Origin of the sequence: Neobacillus rhizosphaerae, assembly GCF_050477885.1 — a bacterium.
Classification (GTDB): Bacteria; Bacillota; Bacilli; order Bacillales; family Cytobacillaceae; genus Neobacillus; species Neobacillus rhizosphaerae_A.
The window spans coordinates 22,041-44,030 of record NZ_JBCNAC010000139.1; the positions used below are offsets into that span (position 1 = coordinate 22,041).

Here is a 21,990-nt window from a genome sequence, read left to right on the forward strand (position 1 = left end):
AACTCCTTAAAATTTGAAATATAAAAATTCGCTTACTCTGCTCAAATATAGCAGTGAAATCACAGTAATAAGGCTAAGAAACACAGCTGTTCGGTAATTAAGTTTAAATGAGTTTAAGCGTTCAATAGAGTTTTTAGCAAATATAACAATAGCTAATACAAAAGCAAATAGGATCACCAATTTTAAATTAAAATAATAAGTTCTCGGAACAAAATGAGTCCCCACTGTAGCATTTAATATTGATGTGATTCGTGCTGGAAAATGGAACGTTGCCAAACTAAACATCTTTGTTAACATTAGTTTGGCCGTAGTTAAATCTGGTGAACGAAAGAATACCCATGCGATGTGGACAAACATAAACGTAATAAACCACGATATGAACTTAGGAAGCGTAATATTAAAGGTTTTCCAAAAGCGGAAAATAACACTGGCGATTCCATGCATTATCCCCCAAATGACAAAGTTCCAGCCTGCTCCATGCCAAATACCGCTAACAAAAAAGATAATAAAAAGGTTAATATAGGTCCTGGCATTTCCTTTTTTGCTGCCACCTAAAGGAATATAGAGATAATGAGTAAAGAATCGTCCTAAGGTCATATGCCATCTGCGCCAAAACTCTTGAATATCAAGTGACTTATATGGTGAATTAAAGTTAACAGGCAATTTTATATTGAAAAATAAGCCTAAACCAATGGCCATGTCACAATAACCGCTAAAGTCAAAATACAATTGAAATGTATAGGCTAAAGTTGTAACCCAGCTGTCATACAGTGTTAATTGTGCAATGTTGTTATATCCGGTATTTGCCCATTCTGCAAATGTATCCGCAATGATCACTTTTTTGAATAGACCAATTGAGAAAATATATAAACCTGATGTAATATTGTTCAATTTGATTTTATAATTTGTTCCATCTCTTAGCTGATCAATGATTTCCCGGTGATGGACAATGGGTCCTGCAATTAAATGTGGAAAGAAGGTAACAAAGAAAACATAATCGAGTAGGGAATACTCTTTTGTTCCCTCTCTGTAGGTATCAACAAGATATGCAATCTGCTGAAAGGTAAAAAAACTTATTGCTAACGGTAGTGCCAAATTTAAAAGTGAAATGTTCGTGCTAAAAACAGTATTAATGTTGGACATGAAGAAATCGTAATACTTGTAGTATCCAAGCAAACCGATATTAAACAAAATACCAAGTGTTAAGATTGTCTTTTTCAGAGCTTGCCCTTGAATTTTGTTCAAAATAGTTGCTAATGTAAAATTTACTGCAATGGATGAGACAATAATAGGTAAATACTTTACATTCCAATAGCTATAAAAATAAAGATTCGCAATGACGAAAAAAATTTTTGCGATATTTTTGTTTTTTAAGTTCAAAAGCAAGTAATACGAAACGAATACTATTGGAAAGAAGACCAATATGAATATGTAGGAATTAAATAACAAATTTTGAACCTCCTAATGATAAAATTAGACAATGACGATATTATATCACAGAGGGGGAAGTACTTGCATACTGTCGAAATATCAGATATTTTGACGACTAAACAGAAAAAACAACATTTATGTAACCTTTGCCTTGTGTTTTTCGTCATATTTCATGGTATATTAATAAGAACGGATTGTGCAGTCAAGCAAAAAGATTTAGGAGAACGTATGAAAAATAAAGTAACTGTCATCTCAAATATGTATCCGTCAAAAGAGCATAAGAGCTGGGGCATTTTTGTGAAGAACCAAGTGGAGGCATTGCGGAACAAGGGATTATCTGTTGATGTCATTGCCATCGACAATCCTAATAAGGGTAAACTGAATTTGCTAAAGAAATATGGGAAATGGTTTCTAACGTTTGCCTTTCATTTACTTTTTAAAGGAAGCAGAACTTCTGTTGTTCATGCACACTATGTGTTTCCAAGCGGCTGGCTGGCAAAATGGTACAAAAAGTGGTTTGGAGCTCGTATGATTGTCACTGCGCATGGTGGAGATATTGATAAAATGGTAAAGAAAAACCGGCGTATCTATCAAATGACGAAAAGTATTCTTGTCGATGCCGATCAGGTAATCGCTGTTGGTGAGGAACTGTATGCGACATTAGAGGAGGACTTTGGTGTTCCAAAAGAAAAGCTTTCTCTTATCAATATGGGTGTGAATTTAGATGTCTTTAAACCATTCAACAAAGCAGAAGCACGTGAACGCTGTGGAATGAAAGAGAATCAAACACCACTCTTATTTGTTGGTAATATTATTGAACAAAAAGGTTTGAATGAGCTTGTCAAAGCATTCGCCAAATTAAAAGAAGATAATTCAGATTATGCACTATACATAATTGGATCCAATAAGGACCAAAATTATTTCCACAAATTACAGGCAACTATTAAACAAATGGGTATAACAGAAAGTGTTCATTTTCTTGGTACTAAAAGCCAAGCTGAGGTTGCTTGTTGGATGGCTGCTGCTGAGGTATTCATTCTTCCTTCACACATCGAAGGATTTGGACTTGTAGCAGTAGAAGCGATGGCTTGTGGCACACCAGTGGTTGGAACGAATGTAGGTGGACTGAAGTACTTGCTTGACAACGGAAATGGAGTTCTTGTTGAGGTGAACAATGCGGATTCCTTGAAAAAGGGAATTGAATCCATTTTAGAGACAGAGGAGCTTAAGGAAAAGCTAGTTCGTAATGGACTTGAAAAAGCAAAAGAAAATGACCAAAACCTCATGACAGAGCGTATAATAAACCTCTATCTGATGGAAAGGCAAATGGGCTGATGGGCATGCCCTTTTGTCATTTTCTACTATTAAAATAGTAAATTATAGGTTGGAAGAATTGGTGGAATATTTAGTAAGTTGCTTGAATCATAAAATCTATTTAAAATATATTTTAGCTATGTTATAATCCACATGGTACGATTGAAGCTATGCATGTAAATATGATTGTTAAATAGATAACTAACTTTCAAGAAACCAAGATGGTTGCGAAATTTTGCCTGTTTCATGGTGGAAGAGATAGGCTAAACAGTTCCGAGGAGGATCATGATGATCTACATCACCTTAATAGTATGCTTTTTTAGTTCCATACTTCTTACGCCTTTAGTAAAGAAACTTGCGTTTAAAATTGGGGCAACAGACCGCCCAAATCATAGAAAAGTTCATCAGAAAATTATGCCCCGACTTGGGGGTCTTGCGATATATTTAAGTTTCATTGTTGGTTTGCTAGTACTTCGTCCAGGTGGACCATATGCAACTCCTATTATTATCGGAAGTATCATTATTATTGTTACTGGAATCCTAGATGATATTATGGAGCTTTCAGCAAAGGTGAAGTTTATTGCGCAAATTGCTGCTGCAGGAATCGTTGTTATATGGGGCGGTGTCCATGTTCAATTTATCAACCTTCCGTTTGGCGGACAAGTTGAATTTGGTTACTTCAGCATCCCGTTAACAATTATCTGGATAGTTGGGATTACCAATGCCATTAACCTGATTGATGGATTGGATGGCCTTGCTGCAGGTGTTTCTTCTATTGCACTCATAACAATATCAGGAATGGCTATTATTATGGGTGATGGATATGTAACAGCTGTTGCTTCTATCGTACTTGCAAGTACATTAGGATTCTTAATTTACAACTTCCATCCTGCAAAAATCTTTATGGGTGATACAGGAGCCTTATTCTTAGGATATATGATTTCTGTATTGTCATTATTAGGATTTAAGAACGTTACTTTGATTTCTTTTATCGTTCCAATTATTATTCTTGGAGTTCCGATTTCTGATACATTCTTTGCGATTATTCGCCGTATTGTGAATAAAAAACCGTTATCTGCTCCAGATAAGTCACACTTACATCACTGTCTCCTACGTGCAGGATTTACACACAGACAGACGGTATTGATGATATATGCAATGGCTGCATTTTTTGGCTTAGCGGCAATCATCTTCTCTCAAGCAAAACTACTAGGTGGCTTCTTCTTCATCGTCATTCTCTTGATTATGATTGAGTTGTTCGCTGAAATGATAGGACTTGTGGGTAAAAACTATCGTCCATTGATCAAAATGATGCGGGTTCTACTAGTAACAACCGTTCGAAATAGATAAATAGAAACCTAAAGCCTGACCGATTATGGTCAGGCTTTTTTTAAAGGTAAGAAAGTAAAAAATTTGTCACAGCCTCAGTCCTTGATAGTGTGTCTGTGACAAGCGAAAGAGTGCACGACCGGTAAATAGGGGAAGTTTCTAATGCCCCTTGCAAGGGAAAAAGTGCTCAAGCGGTAAATAGGGAATGTTTCTAATGCCCGTGGCAAATCGAAAAATGCTCGACCGGTAAATAGGGAATGCTTCTAATGCCCGTGGCAAGGGGAAAAGTGCACGACCGGTAAATAGGGAATGCTTCTAATGCCCGTGGCAAGGGGAAAAGTGCACGACCGGTAAATAGGGGAAGTTTCTAATGCCCCTTGCAAGGGAAAAAGTGCTCAAGCGGTAAATAGGGAATGTTTCTAATGCCCGTGGCAAATCGAAAAATGCTTGACCGGTAAATAGGGGATGTTTCTAATGCCCAAGGCAAGGGAAAAAGTGCTCAAGCGGTAAATAGGGAATGTTTCTAATGCCCGTGGCAAATCGAAAAATGCTCAAGCGGTAAATAGGGAATTCTTCTAATGCCCAAGGCAAGGGGAAAAGTGCACGACCGGTAAATAGGGGATGCTTCTAATGCCCAAGGCAAGGGGAAAAGTGCATGACCGGTAAATAGGGGAAGTTTCTAATGCCCCTTGCAAGGGAAAAAGTGCTCAAGCGGTAAATAGGGAATGTTTCTACTGCCCGTGACAAATCGAAAAATGCTTGACCGGTAAATAGGGGAAGTTTCTAATGCCCAAGACAAGGGGAAAAGTGCACGACCGGTAAATAGGGAATGTTTCTAATGCCCGTGGCAAATCGAAAAATGCATGACCGGTAAATAGGGGAAGTTTCTAATGCCCAAGTCAAGGTTGCCTGGCTACTAAAAAATATGGACTTTTGTACACTTAAGTGGGACTAGGTCTCTGTCGGAGCTCTGCTAGATCGACAAGTCATTTTAATCGGGGCTCATCAAGGCGCTTGCGCTTTTTTTATATTAAAAAATGTGTGCATGACACCCAAAACACCATAAAAAAACCGTATCACCTATGTGATACGGCCTGAATTTACATTTAATTATTGTCAGATGAACTATCATCTGTGTTATCAGTATCAGTGCTTTCACTTTCCAAACTTGTTGATTCAGTATTGCTAGAATCAGTACCAAGATGTGCCTTTAAAATTGACTTTGTTTGTTCTAAATTCTCATCATCAAGCTTATAATAGTAAACTCTGTTAATATAGGTATCTTCACCTTTTAAATTTAACGTATCAATCGTTAACCCGCTACCTGCTAAACCATAGTCTATTAAAGATTTCATATCCTTAAAGGACATGTTGGTTTGCATATTATCGCCGACAGCTTCGATCATGTCGGTATGTTTCGAAAAGGATTTAATCGATAAAGCTTTTTTAACAATTGCTTTAATAATCTCCTGCTGTCTCATACCACGCATAATATCTGTATCCTTATGACGAGTTCTTGCAAGTGCAAGTGCTTGCTCACCCGTTAATGTTTGGAATCCTGGCTTTAGGCGAATCGCATTATGATGGTCCTCAGAATCTTTCTCTGAAATAGCATATGGGACTTCAACATCAATACCGTCTAAAGCATTAACTACGTCAATGAATGCATAAAAGTTTACTTTTACATAATAATCGATTGGTATATCAAGCATTTCTTGGACGGTCTCTATCGTCATTTTTGGCCCGCCGTATGCGTGGGCATGTGTGATTTTATCAAATTTGTCTTTTCCAGGAATATACACATACGAATCACGAGGAATACTCAACAGTTTTACAGATTTCTCTTTTTTGTTTAAGGTTGCAACCAAAAGAGCATCAGAGCGAACGGCATCTCCATATTGTTTTTGACGGCTTTTACTTTCGTCAACACCGATTAGTAAAATGGAAATATTATCCTCGCTTGGATTAACTGCTGAGGTCCTTTTAGAAACAGTTTTAACTGGCTTATAGGACTTATTAACTACTGACTCAGCTTTTTTCAATAAGAATGTCGCATATCCAGCTCCTCCAAGAGCAACGATTAACAGTGGGACAATAATCCACATAAATATGCGCTTTTTTCTGCTCTTTTTCTTCTTTTGACTCATTCGCTGAGTACGTTGAAATTCAGGCATCACATTTCTCCTTTGTTATATGTCATTATCATAATTTGTAAGTTTAGTTTAGACCAAATTCCATTTTACAGGTTTTTAGTCACTACGTAAATTGAAACTTTTTGTCGAAAATTGAAAAATGATTCTTCTATTATGATACAAACTTTGCATAACCTACTCTTGATAGACGTATGTGAACTTGTATTAGTTACATGTTATATCAGTAAAGAAATTATTGATTAAAATAAGATAAAATAATATGATTCTAAAAATTTAGTAGATAGCAAATTTACAAACTAGCAACAAATATTTTACAAAAAGGACTATCAATCTTTTCGAAAAATTAGTAGAATAGTCTTGCAATACAAATATTTTTGTCGAAGGGCGGAAAAAGTGTGAAGAGAAAGATCAAACGAAGCATGAAAAGAAGAATGCTTAATAGTTCTCTAGCTGTTGCACTAGCACTTACTACAGTTCCACTGAATATATTCCCACAATCAGCAAAAGCAGCTGGAACAACTGGTAATACTGCAACACTACGTATCTTAGAAACAACTGACCTTCATGATGCTGTCATGGCTTATGATTATTACCAAGATACTGATAAGGGTGTCAATTACGGTTTAGCTAAAACTGCAAGTTTAATTGCACAAGCTAGATCTGAGGTTGATGCAAGTAACTCTATGTTGTTCGACGCTGGTGATTTGTTACAAGGGAACCCGATGGCAGATTATGTTGCAAAAGTAAAGCCTTTAACTGAATCAGAAGTACACCCAATGTTCAAGGCTATGGATATTTTAAACTATGATGGTGGTATCGTTGGAAACCACGAGTTCAACTATGGACTAGGCTACTTAAACACTGCATTAAAGAATGCCCCGTATCCGGTTGTAAACGCTAACATCTTTGTGGATGACCATGACAGTGATCCAACAAATGACAAAAACTATTTCACACCATACCAAATCATTCCTAAAAAGATTAAGGATAAAAATGGTGTTGAACAAACAATTAATGTTGGTGTAGTTGGTTTTGCTCCACCACAAATCCTTCAGTGGGATAAAGATAACCTAGAAGGCAAAGTTATCGTAAAAGATATCGTTAAGACAGCTAATAAATATGTAGCAGAAATGAAATCTAAGGGAGCAGATGTAATCGTTGCAATTGCTCACTCAGGCTGCGATGTTACAAACGATGGTCAAGAAGAAGCAGAAAATGCTGTGTTCTCACTAAGTAAAGTATCTGGCATTGATGCCCTTCTATTCGGACATGCACACTATGCATTCCCAGGTGGTAAAGAGTTCCACGTAGGTGGAAAACTTGATCAACCAGATTTACCAGGACTAGATAACACTCAAGGTACAATCAACGGTACGCCTGCAGTTGAAGCAGGATTCTGGGGTAATAACCTAGGTGTTCTTGACCTAGAATTAGTTCAGCAAGAAGATGGAACATGGACAGCAGATCGTACAAAATCTAAATCTGTAACTAAGCCTGTAACTGCTACAACTGTAGCTGATGAAACAATTGTAAATGCGGTTAAAACTGAGCATGAAGCAACACTTGCTTATGTACGTGGAAAAATTGGTGAAACTACTTCACAAATGCACAGCTATTTCTCACGTGTAATGGATGATCCAACTATCCAAATCGTAAACAATGCTCAAACCGACTATGTAAAAAATTGGATTAAAACGAATAAACCAGAATTAGCAGACGTTCCTGTTATTTCTGCTGGTGCACCTTTCAAAGCTGGACGTCAAGGTGCAACTGATTATACAAATATTCTAAAAGGCGATCTTTCAATTAAGAGTGCTAATGACCTTTACTTGTATAACAACACGTTAAAAGCAGTTGAGTTAACTGGAGCTGAAGTTAAAGAATGGTTAGAAATGTCAGCATCACAGTTCAACCAAATTGATCCTAACAATGCAGACGCACAAGAACTAATCAATTACAGCTTCCAACCATATAACTTTGATGTAATTGATGGTGTTAAATACCAAGTGGATGTAACAAAGCCAGCTCGTTACAATTTCACAACTGGTGATGTTGTAAGTGCTGATTCACATCGTATCATCAACTTTACTGATATGAATGGAAACCCAATTGATCCTGCTCAAAAATTCATTGTTGCAACGAACAACTATCGTGCAACTGGCGGTGGTAACTTCCCGGGAACAAAGGGTGGAAATGCAACAATCGTTGTTGATTCTCCATATGAAAACCGTCAAATTTTGATGGATTACATTAAAGAACAAAAAGTTGTTAACCCTGTAGCAGATAACAACTGGAAAATTGCTCCTGTTGGGGGAGTTGCAAAAACATTAACATTTAAATCTTCTCCAGCTGCTAAAGATGTTCTAACATCAGCTCCAAACGTAAAAGATGTTGCTCCATTATCTGATGGTTCTGGTTTTGAACAGTACTCTTTAGACCAAAACGTACACGTTCAATTATTAGGAATCAATGACTACCACGGTCAGCTTGATACTTGGAGATCTATTAAAGACTCAACGGGTAAAGTAGTAGATTACTCTGGTGGTATTGAATGGTTAGCCGCTTACCTTAAAGAAAGAGAAGCTGCGAACCCAGCTAATACACTAATGCTTCAAGCCGGTGACCTTGTTGGAGCGAGCCCGCCAGTATCTGCATTACTACAAGACGAACCAACAATTCGTTTCATGAACGAACTTGGTTTTGATGTAGGTACAATTGGTAACCACGAATTCGATGAAGGCGTAGCAGAAATGAAGCGTCTAATCAATGGTGGAGATAATCCAAAAACTGCAAAATATGAAGAAAAATATGGTAAGTTCACTGGTTCAACGATGGATTACGTTGTAGCAAACGTAGTTGACGAGAAAACAAACGAACCAATTTTACCTCCATATACAGTAAAAGAAGTAGATGGCGTTAAAATCGGCTTTATCGGTGTAGTAACAAAGGATACACCATTAATCGTAACTCCAGCAGGTGTTGCAGGAGTTAAATTCACTGATGAAGTAACTGCAATCAATAAGTATGCGAAAGAATTAACAGATAAGGGCGTTAAAACAATCGTTGTTCTTGCCCATAACCCTGGAACTTCGAAAACTGATGGTACAGCAGCAACTGGACAAGTTGTTGATATGGCAAAAGCTATTGATTCATCAGTTGACGTAATTTATGGTGCTCATGACCATAAATACCTAAACACAAATGTTGAAGGAAAAGTATTAGTCCAATCTTGGTCTTACGGTACTGCCTTCTCTGATATTGATTTAACAATTGACCCTGCTACTGGGGATGTAATGAAGGATCAAACTAAGGCTGAAGTGGTAGACACACTTCACAGCAAGATTACTGCTGATCCAAAAATCAAAGCAGAGCTTGATGGCTACCAAGAAGATATTAAGCCAGTCGTTAGTCAAGTAGTTGGTTCTACATCTGCTGCAATCACTAATGTGCAAAATGCATCTGGTGAATCTGCACTTGGTAACTTAATTGCTGATGGTATGCGTGCAGTAACAGGCACTGATTTTGGATTTATGAACGCTGGCGGTATCCGTAACCCACTTCCAGCTGGAACGATTACTTGGGGCGATTTATTCAAGGTTCAACCGTTTGGTAACGACCTTGTAACAATGACTGTCACTGGCGATCAAATTAGAACGTTACTAAATCAACAATTCCAAGCACCACCAAGCTATAACAAGATCATGTCAATTTCTGGTCTTCACTATACTTGGACGGATTCACAGCCTTATGGCAGCAAAGTTCTTGATATCTACACTGAAGATGGTTCATTAATTGATCCACAAGCAGAGTATACAATTACAGTTAACAACTTCATGGCTGACGGTGGAGACGGCTTTGCAGTCCTTAAGTCTGGTAAAGATCGTGTAACAAACATGGTTGACCTAGATGGATTTGTTCAGTATTTCAAATCTCTACCACAACCGGTTTCAGCAGAAATTGAAGGTCGTATCCAAATTGATAACTTTGTTGAACAACCAGATGTTTATGTAACAAATTATGACCAGTATGTATATGGTTACACTGAGCCTCTTGCAAAGGTTGTTGCAAACGTTGGTGGAAAAGAGATTGGTCAAGTAACTGCAGATGACGAAGGTTACTTCGAAATCGAGTTAGACGCTCCATTAGCTAAAGGTACTGTAATTCGCTTAGATATTACAGACAGAACTGGAAACTTGGCTCCATTTGATGTTACAGTTGATGCTGCAACTGGATGGATCTGGGTTGGAGATGAAGAAGAAGGTCACTGGATTTATGTAGATCCTCAAACAGAAGAAGCTTATGCAAATAAATGGCTTCAAGATGAAGATGGTCTATGGTATCACTTCGACAAAAACGGTTTCATGGAAACTGGCTGGGTTAAAGTGAACAAAAAATGGTACTTCTTAGACGAAGACGGTGCAATGCTAACTGGCTGGTACAAAGAAGATGGCAAGTGGTACTACTTAGATAAAGTTAACGGAGACATGAAGGTTAACTGGTATCAAGTTAAGGGTAAATGGTACTTCTTTGATGCTACCGGTGTTATGAAAACCAGCTGGGCTTTAGTTGGCGGCAAATGGTACTTCCTAGATCAAACTAACGGTGATATGAAAACTGGTTGGGTATACACCGGTAAGAAGTGGTACTACCTTGCTTCTAGCGGTGCAATGCAAACTGGCTGGGTATCCACTGGTGGTAAGTGGTATTACCTATACAAAGATGGTAGCATGGCTGCAAACACAACAGTAGGTGGATATAAAGTAGGTAAAGATGGAGCATGGATTAAGTAATCTATGTAACACTGAAAGAGGTAATTCCTTTGGGGATTGCCTCTTTTTTTGCAAAAATATACTCAACAGTGCTTTCTGAATATATTTGAATTTTTTCCGTTTATTACTATCCTTTATTTGTTTTCGTTTTACTAATAATGGACAAACTGAAAAACAAGGAGGATGTTTAATGCTGTATCTTACCTTTATAGTATGCTTTTTTGTCTCCATCCTTATTACTCCACTTATTAAAAAACTCGCCTTTCGCATTGGCGCGACTGATCGTCCAAATCATCGGAAAGTTCATCAGTCGATTATGCCAAGGCTAGGTGGCTTAGCCATATTTATTAGTTTTATGGTAGGTATTTTCCTAATAAAACCGGATAACCCTTACTCTATTGGCATCTTTATCGGCTGTTTGATCATCGTGATCACCGGTTTTTGTGATGATTTGTTTGAATTGCCGGCAAAGTATAAACTTCTAGGTCAATTAGCAGCAGCGTTCTCGGTTGTTTTTTTAGGCGATTTGCAAATGGTGTTCATTAACCTTCCATTTGGCGGTCAGCTTCAATTTGGTTTTTTAAGTATTCCTTTTACGATTCTTTGGATTGTTGGGATAACGAACGCCATTAACTTAATTGATGGACTCGATGGGCTCGCGGCAGGGGTTTCATCTATTGCCCTAATTACCATTTCGGGAATGGCGATTATTCAAGGGAATTTATACGTAGTGGCAATGGGGTCGATCGTTCTTGCAAGCACGCTAGGTTTTTTAATTTACAACTTTCATCCTGCCAGTATTTTTATGGGGGATACAGGGGCACTTTTTCTAGGGTTCATCATTTCTGTTCTATCACTTCTTGGTTTTAAGAATGTAACTTTTATTTCCTTTGTTATTCCAGTTATTATTCTTGGCGTACCCATATCGGATACTTTTTTTGCGATTATCAGGAGAATCATTAATAAACAGCCATTATCAGCACCTGATAAATCTCATCTTCATCACTGCATGCTGCGAATGGGCTATTCCCACCGTCAAACAGTGTTACTTATTTATGCCATGGCCGCATTTTTTGGACTAATCGCAGTCATTTACTCCCAGGCGAGAATTGGTGGGGCTCTTTTCTTAATTGGAATTGTCGTCCTAACTATTGAGATTATCGCTGAAAAAATTGGCTTAATGGGGAAGGACCATCGTCCATTACTGAATATGGTTCGTACATTAAAAATGAGTACGGCAAAAGACCGGTCATAGTAAAAAGGGACTCAATATTGAGCCCTTTTTAATTTTTTTCCCAATTGCCTTCTTTCTTAAGACCTACTATAATCCTGAGTAAGACATACCTGTTTTATCTTTTGAAATCTTCTTCTAGATAAATTGTATCACCTTTGGTTAATGTGCATTGGCCGTTCGTTAGTTCTACCATCCAATCCATAAAGGTTTGGACTTGACTCTCATCTACGAACGTTTCAACTTCAACCACATCCAAATAGTGAATTTCTTTTATTTTGAATTTGGAGGCACGCAATTCCTTTTCAATTTTTCCAAGCCAGGTATAGTCAATTTTCACATGGATAATCTGTGAAAGTCTTCTTTCGACAATACCAACTGCGTCTAGGCCTTCCGATGTCGCCTTTCCGTAAGCGCGGATAAGTCCACCTGCACCTAATTTAATACCACCAAAATAGCGGGTGATGACAACAACGGTGTCTTTCAACTTTCTTTTTTTCAAAACTTCAAGAATAGGTACCCCAGCTGTTCCACTTGGCTCACCATCATCATTGGCTTTTTGAATGTGATCATGCTCACCGATGAGGTAGGCTGAACAATTATGAGTGGCATCCCAATGTTGTTTCTTAATCGCCTGAATGAAATCCTGTGCTTCCGACTCCGTTTCAGCTCTGTTAATATGTGCAATAAAACGGGACTTTTGAATGTTGATTTCATGTTCTCCTAATGTTTTAACAGTATAATATCGTAACAGCATGTAAGGCTCCTTTCCTTAAAAGAAAAAAATATAAAATATTGCTGTAATATACCTTTAATATGGTAGTAAAGTTCGAATGTTATAATAGGCCTAGTGGGTGTAATGCTTTTCTATTTTATTAAAGTATAGTTTAATAGGAATAAAGCAGTAAAATAATATTATTATACTACTTTTAGACTCATAATGAGGTTTCTAGAAAAGTTTTTTAATGGTTTATTCCACAATGTTAAATAAAATGTAAGGCCTAAAGGGAAAAAATCCCCGGAGGAATGTGATGAAAATTAAGCAAATTGATATGAAATCGATTGATGAAATTCGGGAAGAAATGATTGAAACCGTCACCTGTAGTAAAAGTGATATTTTTCGTATTGGTGAGAAATGCCGTCATGACTATGAGAGCATGACAAATGAATTAGCTAATATTAAGCAAATGATGGTTAAGCTGATTGAAGAGGGAGACCAACTGGAAGAACAGGTCAAAGAGGCACGTTTGACCCTTTCAGAAGTCAGTATGAATTTTAAAAATTATACTGAGGAAGAGGTTCGTGAAGCCTACGAAAAAGCACATCAGTTACAAATGGATCTATCGATTAACTGGCAGTACAAGAAACAACTGCTTGATAAAAGAGATGATCTTGAACGAAGACTCATTGGTTTAAATGATACGATTGATCGTGCTGAACAGCTTATTTCACAAATTTCTGTTGTTATGAATTATTTAACGAGTGATTTAAAACAAGTTGGTGAAGTATTAGAAGATGCTAAAGCCAAGCAAGACTTCGGCTTGAAAATTATTGAAGCGCAAGAGGAAGAGAGAAAGCGATTGTCACGGGAAATTCATGACGGTCCAGCCCAGATGCTTGCCAATGTCATCATGCGTTCGGATTTAATTGAGCGTGTCTATCGTGAAAGAGGCCCAGATGAGGCTTTCTCTGAAGTTAATAGCTTCAAAAAAATGGTGCGTTCAGCACTTTATGAGGTACGAAGGATTATTTATGACCTACGTCCAATGGCACTGGATGATTTAGGTTTGGTTCCTACCCTCAGAAAATATCTACAAACAATCGAAGAATATCATAACAATTCCAAAATAACATTTATGAATTTGGGCCTAGAGCGCAGACTTCCGACTAAGTACGAAGTCGCATTGTTTCGAATGATTCAAGAATCCGTTCAAAATGCGCTGAAGCACGCGAATGCCTGTGAAATCAAGGTGAAACTAGAAATAACTAACAATGATATCACTGTTCTCATTAAGGACAATGGGGGAGGCTTTGACACCTCTATTAAGAAACCTGAGTCTTTTGGAATGATTGGCATGAGAGAGCGGGTAGACTTGCTTGATGGGGATATTACCTTTGATTCAAAAATAGGAAAAGGGACAGCTGTCTGGATTCGAGTTCCATTGACCAATTAAAAGGCTGTGCTAGAGAACATTGTTGATTTATTTTTATAACCTGTTGATTGGAGCGGAAATCAACAGACAAGTTTAAGAAAGCCAATTAAAAATTCGTTGACTGAAAAAATATTAATACTGAGAAGGATTAGGGGGAAATGAGAATGTCTACTAAAATTGTCATTATTGATGATCACCAACTATTCAGAGAAGGCGTTAAAAGAATACTTGAGTTTGAAAAATCATTCCAGGTTGTAGCAGAGGGCGATGATGGCAGTGAAGCATTAGGTCTTGTGCAAGAATACCAACCAGATGTGGTAATTATGGATATTAACATGCCGCAAATGAATGGGGTTGAAGCAACCCGAGAGCTAGTGGAAAAATACCCAGAAACAAAAGTTATCATTTTATCCATTCATGATGATGAAAATTATGTCACACATGCATTAAAAACAGGTGCATGTGGCTACTTATTAAAAGAAATGGATGCTGATGCCTTGATTGAGGCTGTTCGAGTAGTGGCAGATGGTGGTTCATACTTACATCCAAAGGTTACTCACAATCTAGTGAACGAATATCGCAGATTGGCAGCTGGTGTTTCCGGTAGTGGTGGTGGCTATGTACCAGCACATGAAATCCGCCGTCCATTGCACCTGTTAACTCGCAGAGAGTGCGAAGTGTTGCAAATGCTTGCTGATGGTAAAAGTAACCGTGGAATCGGTGAAGCCTTATTTATCAGTGAAAAAACAGTTAAAAACCATGTGAGTAATATTTTACAAAAAATGAACGTTAATGATCGTACTCAAGCAGTAGTCGTTGCTATTAAAAATGGCTGGGTGGAAGTAAGATAATTGATAGATGGTTTGAAAGTTAGTAGGGTATGCTTCGAAAGCATGCCCTATTTTTGATTTATAGCTCCTTTTTATATAATGCATTTTCTTACGCTTTCATATAAAATAGACATTATGTAAGAAATGAATATTCGTTCATATTGTAGTTCATGGAGAGCGCATTAGGTAGGTTCGGAATATTTGTGTAAAATTTCCGAGCAGTTTAAAAAGACAAGGATGGTAATTAATATATGAAAACGGCAGTTGTCACGGATAGCACCGCCTACATACCAAAGGAATTACGTGAGAAATTTGATATACATATGATCCCGTTAAATGTCATATTTGGAAATGAAGTTTACCGGGAAGAGGTTGATATCCATGCTAGCGAATTTTACGAAGAGGTAAAGACGAAAGAGTTACCAACTACCTCCCAACCACCAATTGGTCAGTTTGTGGAATTGTTCGAACGACTAGCCAAGAAGTACGATGCGGTTATTAGCATCCATCTATCAAGTGGAATAAGCGGTACGTACCAAGGGGCTGTAACGGCCAGTACGATGGTTGAGGGCATTGAGGTATATCCGTTCGATTCGGAAATTAGCTGTATGGTACAAGGTTTTTATGCCATTGAAGCTGCAGAGTGGGCAGCACGCGGTAGAGATGCTGGGGCCATTATGAAAAGGCTAGAAGAAATGAAAAAATCGGCTCGTGCCTATTTTATGGTAGATGACCTCTCGCATCTTCAAAGAGGTGGGCGTCTTTCAAGTGCACAGGCATTTATCGGAAGTTTGCTGCAGGTAAAGCCGCTGCTACATTTTGAGAACAAGGTGATTGTTCCGTTTGAAAAAATCCGAACCCGCAAGAAAGCCTTGAAACGAATGGTGGACCTGCTAGGTGAAGATGCGTTGCAAGGTGGAAATTATCAAGCCGTTATTATCCAGGCCAATCGTGAGGAAGAAGCTAAGGAGTGGCGGACAGAATTAGCCGCCATGTATCCCAACGTAGATTTTTCTATTGGTTATTTTGGTGCAGTCATCGGTACCCATCTAGGAGAAGGCTCCATGGGAATGGGCTGGATGAAAAAATAAAAATCTTCAATATGCTGCCGTTCCGGCCTCTAGCCGGAATGGTTTTTATTTTTTTATAAAAGGTAATATAAAAAGGGGGTTGGCGGAATTATTGGGAAAGTTGGCGGAAATACGCTATGAGTTGGCGGAATACCTCAGAAAACTGGCGGAATAAGACAACAGGTTGGCGGAATACCAGTTCAAACGCGCGGAATTCCCATGCTAGGATGCAGCAGCAAACACAATCATGGGTCACTATATTGAGGCTTGGCGGATTAACAAGGAAAGTTGGCGGAAATACGCTATGAGTTGGCGGAATCCAACGGAAAACTGGCGGAATAAAACAGCAAGTTGGCGGAATCCACTCGACCAAGCCAACTAGTTCAAATAAAAATATAAAACTTTCGACAATAAAGAAGGAATTTTTCCAGCAATTGTAGAAATTTATCAAAAAAGAAAAGGAGTGATGATAAAATTGGTTTTAAAAGAACTTCCTTTACCGCTGAGACTTATATTGACAAACATAGTAAAGAAACGGTTAATAAAAGGTCACAGCAAACATTCAATTATAGAAAAAGATCTGGCCAAAAGATGGGCTGGATACTGGGGAGAAGTTGCCCTAGCTAATTACCTCAAAGAGCTCCCTCAAGAAAAGTACTTCATTTTTTATGACCTCCAATTAGTACACAATGGTGTCCACTTCCAAATCGATGCTTTACTAATCGCTCAAACACATATCCTAATTATTGAAGCAAAAAATATTATTGGTATATTACAATTTGACAATGTCTTCAAACAGCTAATTCGAGTCAACAATGATGGCAGCGAAGAGTCCTTTGAGGATCCGCGTGTCCAAGGTCAACGCCTTCAATCTCTTTTAAGAGGCTGGATGAGATCTAATGGCTGCGATTTGCTGCCGGTTGATTACCTCGTTTTTTTCAAGAGTGCGACCAATACCATTTTAAAAACCACCTCCAACGATAAAACGGATTTAAATAAAATATGCAAAGGTAGAGACCTATTTAATAAAATTAACGCACTGGAGCAAAGATTTAAGAAAGAACTGATTGATATGGAGACACTTAACCATATAGGAAAATTACTCTTAAGCCATCATAGTCCAAAGGAAATAAAAATATTGGAAGAGTACAAGCTTACAGGAAAAGAGATCCTTAGTGGAGTTTGTTGTCCTAATGAAAAATGCCTTCATACACCTATGGAATATAAAAAAGGAAAATGGGTTTGTTCGAAATGCCTCCTAACCTCGAAGGATGCCCACATAGACGCACTTAGTGATTACTATTACTTAATTAAGCCGACCATTACTAACTCAGAATGTCGGACCTTTCTACATCTCCCTACAAGTGATATTGCTCAAAAAATTCTTCTTAGATTAAAATTACAAGTGACAGGTAAAACGAGAGATCGAATCTATCACCTACGGCCCAATGAGGTGACCCTATGCGTTTTATAGTAAAGGATGGACAATTACTCCCAGACCTCACACACGCTGATTCCCTTCCCATCTCTCACATTCCAACGATCCCACAACCGCCGCCTAATCCACTATTCACCTATAATCCCGATCTACAGATGTTACTAAGTGGTAAACAACTTCTCCTGGATGATATACCATTCCCTCTTGCTGAAATTCAAACTCATTATCAAAAAGGCTATATCACTTACAGGAAGGGTATCTCCAAAAATGGGAATAAGCTCATTTGCACCCGGTGTGGAAATAAAGACCCGCAGAAGTTTGCCTCTTTTTTTTGTTCAAGGTGCGGTGAACAGTGTCATTATTGCCGTCACTGTCTCATGATGGGAAGAATTAGCGAGTGTACACCACTTATCGGCTGGAATGGCACTGTACCTGTCACTCAACTTCCTGGTAACATCATGGCTTGGGAAGGAACCCTTTCAGAAGGGCAATTGATCGCTTCCTTGCACGTGGTAGAGGCCATCATGCAAAATCGAGAACACCTAATTTGGGCAGTGTGTGGGGCTGGAAAAACAGAGGTATTATTTGCTGGAATAGAGGCAGCTATAAAGGCTAGAAAAAGAATCTGTATTGCTACACCTAGGACAGACGTTGTACTAGAACTCACTCCCAGATTAAAGGCAGCCTTTCCTGAACTGACGATTGCCTCCCTGTATGGTGGAAGTGAAGACCGCCACTTATTTGCCTCCCTTACCATTGCGACCACACATCAACTGCTTCGTTTTTACGATGCTTTTGATGCCATTATTTTAGATGAAGTCGACGCGTTCCCTTATACAGTGGAGGACTCCCTTCAGTATGCTGCGGTTCAGGCTCGGAAACCCACTTCAGCGATGATTTACCTGACTGCTACACCAAGTGAAAAATGGCAAAGAGAATGTCGCACTGGTAAACGAACATTTACGACCATTCCAGCTAGATTTCATCGTCATCCCCTTCCAGTTCCTGAATTTACCTGGTGTGGCAACTGGCAAAAGCGACTAAAAAAAGACAAACTGCCAACAAATGTGCTCCGCTGGGTTCTTGAACGTATCCAAGCTAGCAAACAGGTATTACTCTTTTTTCCTCACATCCCTTTAATGGAAAAAGCACTAGAAATTCTGCGCCACATTAACCCTGAAATGGAGACGGTACATGCCGAAGACCCAGACAGGAAAAATAAGGTTCAACGAATGCGAGATAAAAAAATTCCAGTACTGTTGACGACCACGATTCTAGAAAGGGGAGTCACTTTTCCAAATATTGATGTAGCAGTTGTTGGGGCAGAAGATCCTATTTTTACAGAAAGCGCCCTTGTACAAATTGCCGGAAGAGCGGGAAGGAGCAAGGCTCATCCTGATGGAGTAGTCACCTTTTTTCATTACGGAAAAACAGAAGAAATGCAAAAGGCTAGGAGGCAAATTGTCTCCATGAATCGAGAGGGAATTAAAAAAGGTTTGCTAGATTCATAAAGGGGTATACAAAAGAAAGGGAGTAAGTTATGTATCCATTCCAATCTGAATATTGTCTCATTTGTCATGCAGTGATTATGCCAATCATTGGGTGGAGAGCTATCTTCTCCATGGAAAAAGAAAAATACATTTGCTCTACATGTGAAGGAAAACTTGAAAAACTGGAAGGAGAAACATGCCGTATCTGCTGCCGTCCCTTTCATCTGTTAGAGGAGAAATTTCAGATAGGTGATCTGTGTTATGATTGCCTTCGCTGGGAGGAAGATTCAGAGTGGAAAAATCTTCTCGAAAAAAATCACTCCCTTTTTTACTATAACGAGTTTTTAAAAGAAGTCATTGCCCAGTTTAAATTCCGCGGAGATTATGTGCTGGCGAAGATATTTGTTGAGTTTTTTAAAGAGGAACTTTCGAAAATGGATGTAGATGTTCTTGTCCCTATTCCATTAAGTGAAGAGCGGCTTTATGAACGTGGGTTTAACCAGGCAAAATCTGTACTAGTAGAATCAGGCTTTACCCCAAATGAACTGCTCACCAGAGTTCACTCTGAAAAACAATCGAAAAAGTCAAGGGTGGAACGGATTCATGTACCTCAAGTTTTTAGGATTGAACCAGAAACTGATTTATCAGGTAAACGAGTTGTATTAATTGATGATGTTTATACAACAGGATCTACCCTCCGACATGCAGCAAAGCTTCTAAAGGGTGCAGGAGCAGAAAGTATTCAATCATTAACTCTGGCAAGGTAACTAAATGAGCATACTCAAACCCATCTTCTAAGCGTATTGGTAGCAAAATTTACTTAGAAGTAATATAATAAAAATGAATAATCATTCATTTTAGAAAAAAATACCAACTAAGTCAAATGTGATTTGAACCATTGTCACTATTTGATTGTTGTTTTTGTCAATAATTCGACAAAATTATTGTTCTGATTTAGCAGGATTATCATAGGGTAAAATAGAAATGTTAATACATAGCCTTAACTAAAGGAGGAGTCCACATGAACTATAACGTACGTGGCGAAAACATTGAGGTAACTCCAGCAATTAGAGAGTATGTAGAAAAGAAAATTGCTAAATTGGAACGTTATTTTACAGAGGCACCAGATGCAAAGGTTAACGTGAATCTAAGATTCAATCAAGATAAAACTTCTAAAGTAGAGGTAACAATTCCACTACAACAATTAGTTTTACGTGCAGAAGAAACAAATGTTGATATGTATGCAGCTATTGACTTGATTACCGATAAGCTTGAGCGTCAAATTCGCAAACATAAAACAAAGGTCAATCGTAAATTCCGCGAAAAAGGGGACTTCCCAATTACATTCGCAACCGCTGAAAACACAGAAGTAACTGATTTAGACGAAGATGATCTTGAATTAGTTCGTACAAAACGTTTTGATTTAAAACCAATGGATAGTGAAGAAGCAATCCTGCAAATGAATTTGCTTGGTCATAGCTTCTATGTATTCACAAATTCAGATACTAACCGTACAAACGTTGTTTACAAGCGTAAAGACGGCCGATACGGATTAATTGAAACACATTAATGATAAAGAGAACGCTGTCTCCACTTGTTGGGGGCAGCGTTTTTCATTTGAAAGACTTTGAGAACTTTTGGATAAAAAACTTTTTCCATGCACACCCATAAAAATAGTAGTGCCAGACGAACTCTCTAGTATCAAATAAATAGGGGGCAATTTTCGACATGAAATCTAAAAAGGTTGCACATTTCGTAACAAGTGGTATGCTCGCTTCAACAATTATTTTCTCATTTGGCACAGGCTCAGCTTTTGCAAATGGGGATGGAACTGAAACAAATGATTCAGCAGTAACAACTGAAACAGGTACAGAATCAGTTGAAAATACAACAGTTGATTCTGGGGTAACAACTGACGATACCGTTAATGAAGATACAACATCCGATGCTGTTGAAACAGAAACAACTACAGACGATTCAAGTGCAACAACTGAGGAAGAAGCAACTGAACAATCAGATGAAGCGACAACAGAAGATACAGAAGTAGCAGATCAAGAAGAAGCAGAAGCTCCTTCATTAATTCCTGGAGATTTCTTTTATTTTGTAAAATTAATGGCTGAAAAGGTTCGCCTTGCCTTCACATTTGACGATTATAAAGAAGCACAGCTTCTAGCAGATTTTACGGCTGAGCGTATTGCAGAAGCAAATGCATTATTTGCTGAAGGTAAAACAGATGAAGCAGCAGAACTATTAAAAGAAGCAATTGCAACACAAGAACAAGCTAGCGACAAAGTGTCTGAAGAAGCAACTGGGGAAGATACTGTAAGTGATACTGAAGGTGAAGTTTCAGATCAAGCAGAAGCTACAGATGAAACGGAAGCTACAGATGATACTGAGGTCAAAGTAAAAAGTAAACTTGCTCATAACATTGATGCTTTATTAATGGCTCTTGAACATGTTGAAAACCCTAAAGCTCAACAATCACTAATGAAAAACATCCAAAAATCTTTTGCTAAGTTAGAGAAAAAGGCGGCTAAGCTTGAAAAGAAAAATGCTAAGTTTGCTAAGAAGATGAAAAAGCTTGAAGATCAAGTGAACGGCGATGAATCTTCTGATGATGAAGTGGCAACTGATGAATCTACTACTGAAGAAACTTCAACCGAAGTGGAACAAGAAACAACTGAAGCAAAAACAGCTACAACTGAACAAAGGTCTGAAAACACAGAAGCAGCAAGAAAAGATGTAGAAAAGCAACAAGCAGCAGCTAAAAAAGCTCAAGAGA

The 21,990-nt window shown here is 38.3% G+C and carries 15 protein-coding genes; 12 read left to right on the plus strand and 3 right to left on the minus strand.

From position 1 onward, the window contains the following. Window positions 1–6: 6 nt before the first annotated feature. Window positions 7–1,449, minus strand: coding sequence for an MBOAT family O-acyltransferase (locus tag ABES03_RS19175; protein ID WP_430119667.1), 1,443 nt, complete (start codon window positions 1,447–1,449; stop codon window positions 7–9). 210 nt (window positions 1,450–1,659) lie between these two features. Here ABES03_RS19175 and ABES03_RS19180 point away from each other — a divergent pair, with 210 nt between their 5' ends. Together ABES03_RS19180 and ABES03_RS19185 are read left to right on the plus strand one after the other, a co-directional pair. After that, window positions 1,660–2,766, plus strand: coding sequence for a glycosyltransferase family 4 protein (locus tag ABES03_RS19180; RefSeq protein WP_430119669.1), 1,107 nt, complete (start codon window positions 1,660–1,662; stop codon window positions 2,764–2,766). A 267-nt stretch (window positions 2,767–3,033) separates the two neighbouring features. Beyond that, window positions 3,034–4,095 (plus strand): glycosyltransferase family 4 protein, encoded by a 1,062-nt coding sequence (locus ABES03_RS19185; RefSeq protein WP_430119695.1) that lies wholly within the window; start codon window positions 3,034–3,036, stop codon window positions 4,093–4,095. A 1,085-nt stretch (window positions 4,096–5,180) separates the two neighbouring features. On the opposite strand, the gene ABES03_RS19190 is transcribed toward ABES03_RS19185, so the two are convergent. Then, complete coding sequence (locus ABES03_RS19190; RefSeq protein ID WP_430119671.1) at window positions 5,181–6,248, minus strand: LCP family protein; 1,068 nt, start codon at window positions 6,246–6,248, stop codon at window positions 5,181–5,183. Between the two features lie 374 nt (window positions 6,249–6,622). Here ABES03_RS19190 and ABES03_RS19195 point away from each other — a divergent pair, with 374 nt between their 5' ends. Beyond that, the gene (locus tag ABES03_RS19195; RefSeq protein ID WP_430119673.1) at window positions 6,623–11,017 is read left to right on the plus strand and encodes a bifunctional 2',3'-cyclic-nucleotide 2'-phosphodiesterase/3'-nucleotidase; all 4,395 of its coding nucleotides are present in this window, start codon (window positions 6,623–6,625) and stop codon (window positions 11,015–11,017) included. A gap of 169 nt (window positions 11,018–11,186) precedes the next feature. Next, window positions 11,187–12,251 carry a glycosyltransferase family 4 protein gene (locus ABES03_RS19200; RefSeq protein ID WP_430119675.1) on the plus strand — a complete coding sequence of 355 codons (1,065 nt, stop codon included), beginning with the start codon at window positions 11,187–11,189 and terminating at the stop codon, window positions 12,249–12,251. Between the two features lie 94 nt (window positions 12,252–12,345). Here the strand turns inward: ABES03_RS19200 and ABES03_RS19205 are convergent, their stop codons facing one another. Beyond that, entirely contained in the window at window positions 12,346–12,984 is a 639-nt protein-coding gene (locus ABES03_RS19205) for a YigZ family protein (RefSeq protein WP_430119677.1), read from the minus strand. 274 nt (window positions 12,985–13,258) lie between these two features. Here ABES03_RS19205 and ABES03_RS19210 point away from each other — a divergent pair, with 274 nt between their 5' ends. The 8 genes from ABES03_RS19210 to ABES03_RS19245 form a co-directional block, all read left to right on the plus strand. Continuing rightward, window positions 13,259–14,401, plus strand: coding sequence for a sensor histidine kinase (locus tag ABES03_RS19210; RefSeq protein ID WP_430119679.1), 1,143 nt, complete (start codon window positions 13,259–13,261; stop codon window positions 14,399–14,401). A 143-nt stretch (window positions 14,402–14,544) separates the two neighbouring features. Next, window positions 14,545–15,231 carry a response regulator gene (locus ABES03_RS19215; RefSeq protein WP_430119681.1) on the plus strand — a complete coding sequence of 229 codons (687 nt, stop codon included), beginning with the start codon at window positions 14,545–14,547 and terminating at the stop codon, window positions 15,229–15,231. 230 nt (window positions 15,232–15,461) lie between these two features. Beyond that, window positions 15,462–16,301 carry a DegV family protein gene (locus ABES03_RS19220; RefSeq protein WP_430119683.1) on the plus strand — a complete coding sequence of 280 codons (840 nt, stop codon included), beginning with the start codon at window positions 15,462–15,464 and terminating at the stop codon, window positions 16,299–16,301. Window positions 16,302–16,746: 445 nt separating this feature from the next. Then, window positions 16,747–17,754, plus strand: coding sequence for a nuclease-related domain-containing protein (locus tag ABES03_RS19225; protein WP_430119685.1), 1,008 nt, complete (start codon window positions 16,747–16,749; stop codon window positions 17,752–17,754). After that, the gene (locus tag ABES03_RS19230; RefSeq protein ID WP_430119687.1) at window positions 17,742–19,229 is read left to right on the plus strand and encodes a DEAD/DEAH box helicase; all 1,488 of its coding nucleotides are present in this window, start codon (window positions 17,742–17,744) and stop codon (window positions 19,227–19,229) included. Before ABES03_RS19225 ends, ABES03_RS19230 begins: the two co-directional genes overlap by 13 nt. A gap of 29 nt (window positions 19,230–19,258) precedes the next feature. Then, window positions 19,259–19,975 carry a ComF family protein gene (locus ABES03_RS19235; RefSeq protein WP_430119689.1) on the plus strand — a complete coding sequence of 239 codons (717 nt, stop codon included), beginning with the start codon at window positions 19,259–19,261 and terminating at the stop codon, window positions 19,973–19,975. A gap of 254 nt (window positions 19,976–20,229) precedes the next feature. Beyond that, complete coding sequence (gene hpf, locus ABES03_RS19240; RefSeq protein WP_430119691.1) at window positions 20,230–20,778, plus strand: ribosome hibernation-promoting factor, HPF/YfiA family; 549 nt, start codon at window positions 20,230–20,232, stop codon at window positions 20,776–20,778. A 158-nt stretch (window positions 20,779–20,936) separates the two neighbouring features. Continuing rightward, on the plus strand, window positions 20,937–21,990 hold a 1,054-nt coding region (locus ABES03_RS19245; RefSeq protein WP_430119693.1), incomplete at its 3' end, for a DUF5667 domain-containing protein.

Bases quoted from the DNA above. Each gene is read 5' to 3' on its own strand.
- ABES03_RS19180 (WP_430119669.1), top strand. From the start codon at position 1,660: ATGAAAAATAAAGTAACTGTCATCTCAAATATGTATCCGTCAAAAGAG.
- ABES03_RS19185 (WP_430119695.1), top strand. From the start codon at position 3,034: ATGATCTACATCACCTTAATAGTATGCTTTTTTAGTTCCATACTTCTT.
- ABES03_RS19190 (WP_430119671.1), bottom strand. From the start codon at position 6,248: ATGCCTGAATTTCAACGTACTCAGCGAATGAGTCAAAAGAAGAAAAAG.
- ABES03_RS19200 (WP_430119675.1), top strand. From the start codon at position 11,187: ATGCTGTATCTTACCTTTATAGTATGCTTTTTTGTCTCCATCCTTATT.
- ABES03_RS19205 (WP_430119677.1), bottom strand. From the start codon at position 12,984: ATGCTGTTACGATATTATACTGTTAAAACATTAGGAGAACATGAAATC.
- ABES03_RS19210 (WP_430119679.1), top strand. From the start codon at position 13,259: ATGAAAATTAAGCAAATTGATATGAAATCGATTGATGAAATTCGGGAA.
- ABES03_RS19215 (WP_430119681.1), top strand. From the start codon at position 14,545: ATGTCTACTAAAATTGTCATTATTGATGATCACCAACTATTCAGAGAA.
- ABES03_RS19220 (WP_430119683.1), top strand. From the start codon at position 15,462: ATGAAAACGGCAGTTGTCACGGATAGCACCGCCTACATACCAAAGGAA.
- ABES03_RS19225 (WP_430119685.1), top strand. From the start codon at position 16,747: ATGATAAAATTGGTTTTAAAAGAACTTCCTTTACCGCTGAGACTTATA.
- ABES03_RS19230 (WP_430119687.1), top strand. From the start codon at position 17,742: ATGCGTTTTATAGTAAAGGATGGACAATTACTCCCAGACCTCACACAC.
- ABES03_RS19235 (WP_430119689.1), top strand. From the start codon at position 19,259: ATGTATCCATTCCAATCTGAATATTGTCTCATTTGTCATGCAGTGATT.
- hpf (WP_430119691.1), top strand. From the start codon at position 20,230: ATGAACTATAACGTACGTGGCGAAAACATTGAGGTAACTCCAGCAATT.